The organism is Nostoc foliaceum FACHB-393, from assembly GCF_014698505.1.
GTDB classification, from domain to species: Bacteria; Cyanobacteriota; Cyanobacteriia; order Cyanobacteriales; family Nostocaceae; genus Nostoc; species Nostoc foliaceum_A.
This window is the reverse complement of the sequence record NZ_JACJTD010000128.1, coordinates 1-7798: the sequence shown is the minus strand read 5'-3', so window position 1 is coordinate 7798 and position 7798 is coordinate 1. Positions and strand designations below refer to the sequence as shown.

Below are 7798 nucleotides of genomic sequence, written 5' to 3'. Positions count from 1 at the left end.
TCCATCTATTTCTCTATCTATGTTTAGCCACCAGCTAGAGTACGGCGAAATTACTCGTTATGGAAGTCTGCGCCTCCTTTTTTCTCTGCTTCAATTTCTTGTACTCAGACTTTTGTCAGTCAATCAGCTCGATTGGCTGTCAATCCGTCAAAAATTAACTTTTTTTCAACATCAGGTAAATTGGAAAAGAAATCGATCACAGCATCATCATCTAAACTGGTGTGGTAAAATTCCTCATCCAATTCCCTAATTCTTTGAGCTAATTTGAACCCATCTTGTCCTTGTGACTGCACCAAGAACCATTCCCATTCCAATAAGCTACTTGTTGTCGCTCCTTCCAAATTAATACCATTAACAATTTCCATCCAGTCGGGTATACCATTAGAGATTTCACTTTCTGCTGACAACAAACTGGCTGCAAAACCATCATCATTACTAAAGCCATTCTCAAAAGCCGTTTTTACCAATGGCTTCATCTTTTGTGCAATAGCTTCTAAATCTTCAACAAAAGTACAGTCATCAAAATAAGGTTCTTCCCAGCTTTCCTCTTGGACTATGTATTTCCCCTCTGACTGGGACGCTTCGGTAATAATTTCATTCCATTCTCCCCATAATTGGGACCAAGTTTGAGCTAATTTTGCCAAAGAAGTTGGTTGTGCTTTGCTTGTTTTTACCTGTTCTACTGTTTGAGGTGGAGCGATGATTTGAGTTAAAGTCTCTTGGGTATTCCCTTGCAGTTGAGCAAACACAGTTACTCGCTGTTCGTCGGATAAAACCGCAAATAATTCATCCAGTAGCTGGGAAATTTCCCCTTCTGTAAGTGCTTCAAAGATGCGCGAACCAACAGAGGTTTCTTGTTTAATCTTACCTAAAGAATTGCTCTGGCTCTTTTTTGGCATCTTGATAAATCCCCTTAGCACTACATAAATAGCCTATTTCAACCAGAAGTAACAAGGAGGACAGTCAAACATTATTTAACAGTTAATTTGCAATTTCAGCTTCCAGCAAACTCAACAATTTCTCTTCTAAAGCCGTCAAATAAGCCCGATTCAGCTTCCCCAGCATCTCCAAAAACCTCTGCACTGATTCCTCCAGCCCACTCGAATACACCCGATTGATGCGATCAGCTACGCTGGGCGCTTGCGCCATCGCAAATCACCTGCATCTGCTCACATTCGGCAGGCAGGTAATTGTAAGATTTGAGGTGCTGCAAACCAACCGTGTACTCGCTATCCCACATTTTCACAGTGCAGCTAAAATCATTCACCTGATTAACGATGTCCCAACAGCCGCCTTTCCCCTTGAGTTCAGAATTATCCTTGGCTAGGATTTGGCATAGGGTCATCTGCTTTCCCAAATTTCTTGTTCGGAAAAACCAAGCTCTCTTAAGTCCTCTTCTCGCAAAGCTGCTTCATTGGCACAAAAGAACTCATCAAGTTGTGGTGGTTTTACTTGCGTTCCGGCTAGCATCGCATGTACCTGCCCACGATGATGAATCTGATGCTGAAAAAGGTGGGCAAGAAGTCGTGAAGTTTGTTCGGTATGAATCCCACTGCGTCGAGGGATGGCAACTGGATTATCAATTATTGCATCTGTTAGATATTTAGTGACTCCAATTAAACGCTTGTCAGCTTCATGTTGTGCTTGTTGTAACTTTGTACATATCTCAAAAGGCTCTTCTGGCTCAAAAAATTTCTCGGCTTCGCTATTTGGCTGTCTGTTATTAATGCTGCGCTCCAAAGCATCAATATAGTACCAATCTACAGTCAATACATGATTCAGTGTTGCTTTAATTGAAGGAAATAAACTTGTTCTTGTTGCAACAAACTCTGCTTGGCTCAAACAACTACAAGCTTTTAACAAACGATAATTAGCCCAAGCGTTGTTGTAAGCCATTGTCAAAAAATGATGTGAAAGTGTTCTCATAAGTAATTGCACTACATAACATTTGTTTAGTTAAATCACTTGAAACATTCATCATCGGTTAATCTATAATCCCATATTCCTGCTCAATCAAACCCAACAGTTTCTCCTCCACCGCAGTCAAATACGGGCGCTTCAACTCCCCCAGGTACTTCAACATAGCACTTGGGGCATCTTCCAAGTTTTCATTTTCCCGTAACCTACTGATGCGATCGCTAATGTGCTGCATCTGCTCACATTCCGACTCCAAGTAATTTAGTGGCTTCAAGTGATCGATTCTCACAGTGTACTCTCCATCCCACATTGTGACTGTGCTGCTGAACTCACCTACATGATTGACGATGCCCCAACATCCGCCTTTTCCTCGTAAATCAGGATTATCTTTGGCAATAATCTGGCAGACTTCCCCAACATGATAAGGATTTGGCGCTTTTGTCCGTTCCATGATCCGTTGTACTACATCGCCTACAACTCTAGCAGATGGTACTTTACCTCCGGCTTCTTCCACTGCCGTCTGCCATACTTCCCATTGCTGTTGAGGTTCCAGCTTTGTTATCGGTCTAACCTGACGTTCACTCGTAGGCAAAATTTGTGTCCCAATGGGACACATTTCCTCATTTTCAGTTTGTGTCCCACTGGAATAAATTTCCGCATCGCTTGATTCAGTTTCAGTTTGTGTCCCATTGGGACACATCTTCATCAAGTTATCAAACACAGCCGAAGCTTCGATTAATCTGTAAGGATGACGACGCTGAAATCCAAACCTGTCTTTGCAATACTCCTCAAAAGTGCTGTGGGTGGAACGGTACAGCCTACGATCGCGTAATTCCATCAGCGCTTTGCCAGCTTCAAAAACTGCTCTTTCTACACGGCGCTCTAAGTGCAGGCGATCGCTTTGTTCCTCGTCGGTCAATTCTTCTACTTCAACAGCACTAACCGTAATTGTTGCTGTAGATGGATTTTCCTCAACAGAGATATCTTCATTTGCAGAGTTACTGAGTGATTTTGAATTTATCTCTGCGGCAGAGGTGGCTTTTTTACGCCTAGAAGATGGTTTAGCCATCATTCCACCCCTTTCAATTCAATAGTATTTGCTCAAAATCAATGACAAATAGATTAAGTATGTGGTGAGTTATGGCAATAATGCTCTGGGATTGAACTCGGTGGAGCATTATCATCTTCACGAGTCCTCTTGAATTTTCACAATGTCATTGACAGTTACTAACTCTCCAGACAGCACAGAGCAAATCCTTGCTAGTTTTACTAAATTATCGATATCCGCTTTTTTTAGCCTGCCATCACGGGCGACAGTCAAGGTATGTCTAGTGACTTCATTCGGGCTACCCTCAAACTGCCTATGAACTGCGTAGACAGACAAGAGGCTACCATCTTCTGTTTTGGGCCACCATTGCGAAATATCAATATATGCTTCCATCCAAACTGCTAACACGTTTTTAATGATTAACCTCCATTAACGCTTATCTGATTACAGAATAACAGCCAATCAACATACAGGCTATCAATTAACAGAATAACTGCTAATCAGTATATTGACAATCAGTTAGCAGGCTATCATAATATAACTATCACAAAAGGCAATCGCCCTTAGCCTCGGAAACTTTGGAAGCGATCGCCTTTTGAAAAACCCATACACTCGTACAGGGAATTTTAATTATGACTTATATCATCTACAGCCAACAACAGCTGCAACTGAAATCCATTGCCCGACTCAAGCAAATCTACAGCGAAATCGCCTGCACAGTGGAAGTAAGCGACAAACGCTGTAAGGATTCTTGGATTACTGCGATCGCTAAATATCAGGCAAGCAAGATTCAGAAACTTGCCCCTGCTGCCCCCGACGACCAAGCCCTCGCCCAAACCGAACTCGAAAACTACATCGCTGACCAAGCGCAAGCCGTAGCTCCTGAACCCCTCAGAATAGTCGAAATCTCATTTGACCATCACGAATATTACGCTGATGACAAACTGGTAGCCAGTATCAGCCATGACGATAGCCACTTAACCCAACGCTGGGTAGTCATGATCAACGATAAAGAAGTATTCCGTGCCAACACTCTAATGCGTTGCGATCGCTTCATCTGCACTCACTACAAAGATGGTTCATTACCTGTGCAGGAGAAAGCAGAGGTGCAGGGGAGCAGGGGTGCAGAGGGGAAAAACCTACAACAACTTTCTCCTCTGCCCCTCTGCACCTCTGCCCCCATGCCTTCCTCTTCGACCGAAAACCGAATCATGGCGCATATCTTCAACGAGTGCCAGAATTACGGGTTTGAAATTCTCGATGATGGCATTTACAACAACAACGCCGTAAAACTGGGGCAAGTCGGATGCACTAACGGGAACTGGTGGGTGAAGAGGCGTTATTCAGTCCAGCAGCAGTATTCTAACTCCGTGCTTGATGCCGTGCGCTCATTGTCGATGGTGGACGTGTCTACTGATGGTAAATCCATTTTTGATGAATATTTTTTAGACCAACCCTTAGAACAGCTAACTGGCGATAAATTGCAACGCCTGCTGGAGAGAGCGGAGTTAGTTACAGCGTAATTCAGTAGTCAGAATCCAGGAGTCAGGAGTCAGTAAAAAAACAAAGAGTAGGGTGCAGAAGTTAATAAAATCTGCCTTCCTTTCTACTCTTTTTCCCACCTCTTCCCAAGATTCTGACTTCTGAATTCTGGCTCCTGAATTCTTCTTTCATTTTCCCTTCATTCACCTATTCATCTATGCAACCCACAATTTCGATCCCACAACACTGGCCCTACCCTCGCTTTAACTTGGAACAGCGTACACAACAGGGCATCATACTGGGACTTTATTACTATCCTTTGGGTACAGAGTTGGCTGAACAATTTGATGATGGCTGGCGTTATGCGCTGATGCCTAACAAGAATTCTGATGAAATATCGTACTTGAAAGAGGATCAAATCCAACCGCTCACACCAGAAGAATTATTCTTAGAAATTACCGCAGAGATTGAGTTTTATCAACAGCAAATCTCTATTTTGCAACAACAGTTAGCCGTATTAACCGGAGGTTTTACAAATGCCTAATACGGTTGACGAAAACTTTGACCGTAGAGCTAATCATTTGCTGCGTTCGATTCAGCTTTGTGGTGGTTGTGTGCCTCTGCACCGTTTGCAATTCCAATTCTCCGATTCAGTTATTCAAACTCTGTTGGATAAAAAACTGGTGCAAGTGCAGAACACGGGACGCGGCTTTTTGTTGGAGATTGCCAAGGATTTTTAGGTTATTAATCCCAGGGAAGAAAAGCATGATTGACTACGTTAACGCTCTCAAAACTAGTTGGTATATCTCCCCACCTTGGGGTCAAATAATTCCACCTATTGAGGTGAATTTACTAGAGAGAGTTTACCTGAAAACTACAAGAACACTTGGTTATTGCTCTGGTGTGCAATGGAAACATGAGTGTTGGCTTTATACAGTCATCTGTGGTGATGAAATTGCCCACGCTACAGAATATCAAATCATTGGGACTGGTCAATTAGAAGCTCTCACGGTGCAAAAACCTGCTTTCGTTTTAGGGCAGAAAGTAATCCTATGTTCTTATGGTGATGACACAAAGCAACGGCTGATTTTAGGAGTTGTACTTGTGGATAAGTTTTGGTTTTACCTTGTCGAATTGGTATCGCCAACATTGGCTGAAACACCAACCATACTTAATCGCTTTTCGTTGGTCGGTGAAAAAAGTTTGGTGCGCGTAAATGCCTAATTCTTTCTAATCAACAACAAATTATCACCCAACTAAAGTTATGTCACAAATCGAAATAGCTCAAATTATTGAACAGATAAAGCAAGAAATCACTGTTGACTCTCATGGACAAGGTAAAGCCAGTATTCGGGCAACTGCAAGGCTGGCAGATGTACAAGATTCTTCGCTTCGTCGTGCGTTACTAAGTGCGGCACTGCAACCCTCTGCATTAGCCCAAAGCCTTATACAACAGGGATTTAGCCCTGCGGCACTGGAAACCTGGAATGAGGGAATACCTGATATGGGTGTTGCTGCTGTTATTGAATATTACGCTTTTGATGCTGGGCGGCACTGCAAACAGCAAGCCAGACTTGTATGCAAAGCTTTTAACCGGATCGGTGTTCGCGCCTGGATGCAAGACATTCTGGGCTGGACAAAACCTGCTACTCAACAACAAGAACAACCCTCCACACCAGCCCTCCCCCCAGTTGAACAGCGATTGCATACTCTTGTCCTGGCAATGAAGACTTTAGCTGAGTTAACTGGTGGCAGACTCAACCCATACATGGAACAGCAATTCAAAGACTATGCCGGCAACCTTTTGGCTGAACACAACAGAAAATTGCTAACCCCTTCAGAAGAACGCTGGTTAGGGGTTGTGAACTTTGCAGAGAGCGAACTTGGAAAGAAAGTCCCTATCAATGGCCCTCACTATCGCGGACACTTGGGGACATGGGTTCGCACGTTTTACCCACAATTAGGCGATCGCCAAGAAACACGATTGGTTAATGGCGTTCAACAGCCCATCTATGTCTACGCTTGTCACGATCCGGTTGTTGCGGCTGGGTTGACCAAAGCTGTAGAAGAGTTCTTTGCTCATCCCAGTCCTGGTGCAGCGCTAAGGCAGGCGGGGGCTTTCGTTAGTAAGAAAGCTGTAGTTACTGCTTAATGGTCATTGGTCATTGGTCATTGGTCATTGGTCATCGGTCATTGGTCAAGCAGAGCGATCGCCAAGTAATCAAGAATTAAGACTTTTACAACAAAGGTAAATTTTACCTTGAGGGGAAAAGATATGGAACTCGGCTACTTCCAGAAAGATGTACTCATTGAAAAACTAGCTAAGAAATTCTACGCGATCCAAGGCTATGTAGTCCCCGAATCATATCGGATGCAATCAGCTACACATCCAGCAGAAAGAGCGTGTGTGGCTATGGCTATTTTCGCAATCGAAGAATTTGAATCCATCAAAGATGAAGGTTCAGATGAGGATGATGACGAATATGAAACTGATTGTTTATTCCCTGAATAACGTTCGTTGCCAGGGGTTTAATTGAAGCGCGAGTAATACACCTTCCTAAATATTTTCTTACAAATTACAAGATGGTTAAACGGATATGAAAGCCATAGTCACAGTAGTTGAAAAAATTTCATCTGAAGCTCACATTGATATTCCTGAAGGTTTAGCAGAACTAGGCATTAGACAGCACGTTGTAGACCATTACAACAGTGGCGAAATGCTTCCTTTACTGAATATTTTCCACGTTGATTTTGAATCTATCAGTGTTCACATTGGTAAAAAGCCCCAAATCACTTGGCAGCTTGGAAAGCCTTGGAGTTCAAAGCGTCCCTATTACTTTTGTAAACTTGGAAGATTTACTTTGACTCTGTTAACTGATACAGAGCAAAACTTAACTCGTACAGAAGTTTACTTTGGGCATCACAAGCAACTTATTTATACGTCAGAAAAGGAGATATCCAAAGAATTGGCAACAGTTGAACTCCAAAATTTCTTAAGTGGATTAGCTGTTGAACTTCAGACTTTAAGCCACATTGAATTTAGTGAGGATTCGGTATGACTGCCACACAACTGCTGACACCACAACCAGATACAAGTGCATCTATAGAAAGTGTTGGTAGACATCCACTGAACTTTTATGAATCTCCGTCCTGGTTTACTACAGAACTACTGCGCCATGTTCCGTTATCTGGTGTGATTGGTGAGCCGTGTGTGGGGCATGGGGCAGGGCAAACGCATCTAAATATTGACGAGCCTGAATCAGGGTGAAATACGCCAAGACTCAAACTACATAAGGCTTTGAGGAAATTAAATCTCACTCATTATAAAAATGATAATCATTACGAGGGGGG

General features: G+C 42.9%; 14 protein-coding genes. 8 read left to right on the top strand and 6 right to left on the bottom strand.

Annotation, left to right across the window (positions count from 1 at the left end):
- Nucleotides 1-119: 119 nt before the first annotated feature.
- From H6G92_RS37355 to H6G92_RS37335, 6 genes are all read right to left on the bottom strand, one after another.
- Nucleotides 120-899, bottom strand: a complete 780-nt coding sequence (locus H6G92_RS37355) for a hypothetical protein (protein ID WP_190901725.1) — start codon at nt 897-899, stop codon at nt 120-122.
- An 82-nt stretch (nt 900-981) separates the two neighbouring features.
- A complete protein-coding gene (locus tag H6G92_RS40090) occupies nt 982-1149 on the bottom strand; it encodes a hypothetical protein (protein WP_242059501.1) in 168 nt (55 codons plus the stop codon).
- Nucleotides 1124-1345 carry a hypothetical protein gene (locus H6G92_RS40085; protein ID WP_242059500.1) on the bottom strand — a complete coding sequence of 74 codons (222 nt, stop codon included), beginning with the start codon at nt 1343-1345 and terminating at the stop codon, nt 1124-1126. The genes H6G92_RS40090 and H6G92_RS40085 overlap by 26 nt, the downstream gene beginning before the upstream one ends.
- On the bottom strand, nt 1342-1926 hold the full coding sequence (locus tag H6G92_RS37345; protein ID WP_190901723.1) for a DinB family protein: 585 nt from the start codon (nt 1924-1926) through the stop codon (nt 1342-1344). Before H6G92_RS37345 ends, H6G92_RS40085 begins: the two co-directional genes overlap by 4 nt.
- 58 nt (nt 1927-1984) lie before the next feature.
- Nucleotides 1985-2986, bottom strand: a complete 1002-nt coding sequence (locus tag H6G92_RS37340) for a hypothetical protein (protein ID WP_190901727.1) — start codon at nt 2984-2986, stop codon at nt 1985-1987.
- A gap of 117 nt (nt 2987-3103) precedes the next feature.
- The gene (locus H6G92_RS37335) at nt 3104-3358 is read right to left on the bottom strand and encodes a hypothetical protein (RefSeq protein WP_094329294.1); all 255 of its coding nucleotides are present in this window, start codon (nt 3356-3358) and stop codon (nt 3104-3106) included.
- Nucleotides 3359-3597: 239 nt separating this feature from the next.
- On the opposite strand from H6G92_RS37335, the gene H6G92_RS37330 reads away from it, so the two are divergent.
- From H6G92_RS37330 to H6G92_RS37295, 8 genes are all read left to right on the top strand, one after another.
- On the top strand, nt 3598-4488 hold the full coding sequence (locus H6G92_RS37330) for a hypothetical protein (protein ID WP_190901721.1): 891 nt from the start codon (nt 3598-3600) through the stop codon (nt 4486-4488).
- Nucleotides 4489-4664: 176 nt separating this feature from the next.
- Complete coding sequence (locus H6G92_RS37325; protein ID WP_190901719.1) at nt 4665-4991, top strand: hypothetical protein; 327 nt, start codon at nt 4665-4667, stop codon at nt 4989-4991.
- A complete protein-coding gene (locus tag H6G92_RS37320) occupies nt 4984-5187 on the top strand; it encodes a hypothetical protein (RefSeq protein ID WP_190901717.1) in 204 nt (67 codons plus the stop codon). Before H6G92_RS37325 ends, H6G92_RS37320 begins: the two co-directional genes overlap by 8 nt.
- Before the next feature lie 25 nt (nt 5188-5212).
- Entirely contained in the window at nt 5213-5671 is a 459-nt protein-coding gene (locus tag H6G92_RS37315; protein ID WP_190901715.1) for a DUF1392 domain-containing protein, read from the top strand.
- Between the two features lie 40 nt (nt 5672-5711).
- Nucleotides 5712-6599 carry a hypothetical protein gene (locus tag H6G92_RS37310; RefSeq protein WP_190901713.1) on the top strand — a complete coding sequence of 296 codons (888 nt, stop codon included), beginning with the start codon at nt 5712-5714 and terminating at the stop codon, nt 6597-6599.
- Nucleotides 6600-6722: 123 nt separating this feature from the next.
- Nucleotides 6723-6959, top strand: a complete 237-nt coding sequence (locus H6G92_RS37305) for a hypothetical protein (protein ID WP_190737789.1) — start codon at nt 6723-6725, stop codon at nt 6957-6959.
- An 85-nt stretch (nt 6960-7044) separates the two neighbouring features.
- On the top strand, nt 7045-7506 hold the full coding sequence (locus H6G92_RS37300; protein ID WP_190901730.1) for a hypothetical protein: 462 nt from the start codon (nt 7045-7047) through the stop codon (nt 7504-7506).
- Nucleotides 7503-7715, top strand: coding sequence for a hypothetical protein (locus tag H6G92_RS37295; RefSeq protein WP_190901728.1), 213 nt, complete (start codon nt 7503-7505; stop codon nt 7713-7715). Before H6G92_RS37300 ends, H6G92_RS37295 begins: the two co-directional genes overlap by 4 nt.
- Nucleotides 7716-7798 lie beyond the last annotated feature (83 nt).

What these genes read in the sequence shown, in the direction of transcription:
- H6G92_RS37355 (WP_190901725.1), bottom strand. Translation starts at nt 899, where the DNA reads ATGCCAAAAAAGAGCCAGAGCAATTCTTTAGGTAAGATTAAACAAGAA.
- H6G92_RS40090 (WP_242059501.1), bottom strand. Translation starts at nt 1,149, where the DNA reads ATGGCGCAAGCGCCCAGCGTAGCTGATCGCATCAATCGGGTGTATTCG.
- H6G92_RS40085 (WP_242059500.1), bottom strand. Translation starts at nt 1,345, where the DNA reads ATGACCCTATGCCAAATCCTAGCCAAGGATAATTCTGAACTCAAGGGG.
- H6G92_RS37345 (WP_190901723.1), bottom strand. Translation starts at nt 1,926, where the DNA reads ATGAGAACACTTTCACATCATTTTTTGACAATGGCTTACAACAACGCT.
- H6G92_RS37340 (WP_190901727.1), bottom strand. Translation starts at nt 2,986, where the DNA reads ATGGCTAAACCATCTTCTAGGCGTAAAAAAGCCACCTCTGCCGCAGAG.
- H6G92_RS37335 (WP_094329294.1), bottom strand. Translation starts at nt 3,358, where the DNA reads ATGGAAGCATATATTGATATTTCGCAATGGTGGCCCAAAACAGAAGAT.
- H6G92_RS37330 (WP_190901721.1), top strand. Translation starts at nt 3,598, where the DNA reads ATGACTTATATCATCTACAGCCAACAACAGCTGCAACTGAAATCCATT.
- H6G92_RS37325 (WP_190901719.1), top strand. Translation starts at nt 4,665, where the DNA reads ATGCAACCCACAATTTCGATCCCACAACACTGGCCCTACCCTCGCTTT.
- H6G92_RS37320 (WP_190901717.1), top strand. Translation starts at nt 4,984, where the DNA reads ATGCCTAATACGGTTGACGAAAACTTTGACCGTAGAGCTAATCATTTG.
- H6G92_RS37315 (WP_190901715.1), top strand. Translation starts at nt 5,213, where the DNA reads ATGATTGACTACGTTAACGCTCTCAAAACTAGTTGGTATATCTCCCCA.
- H6G92_RS37310 (WP_190901713.1), top strand. Translation starts at nt 5,712, where the DNA reads ATGTCACAAATCGAAATAGCTCAAATTATTGAACAGATAAAGCAAGAA.
- H6G92_RS37305 (WP_190737789.1), top strand. Translation starts at nt 6,723, where the DNA reads ATGGAACTCGGCTACTTCCAGAAAGATGTACTCATTGAAAAACTAGCT.
- H6G92_RS37300 (WP_190901730.1), top strand. Translation starts at nt 7,045, where the DNA reads ATGAAAGCCATAGTCACAGTAGTTGAAAAAATTTCATCTGAAGCTCAC.
- H6G92_RS37295 (WP_190901728.1), top strand. Translation starts at nt 7,503, where the DNA reads ATGACTGCCACACAACTGCTGACACCACAACCAGATACAAGTGCATCT.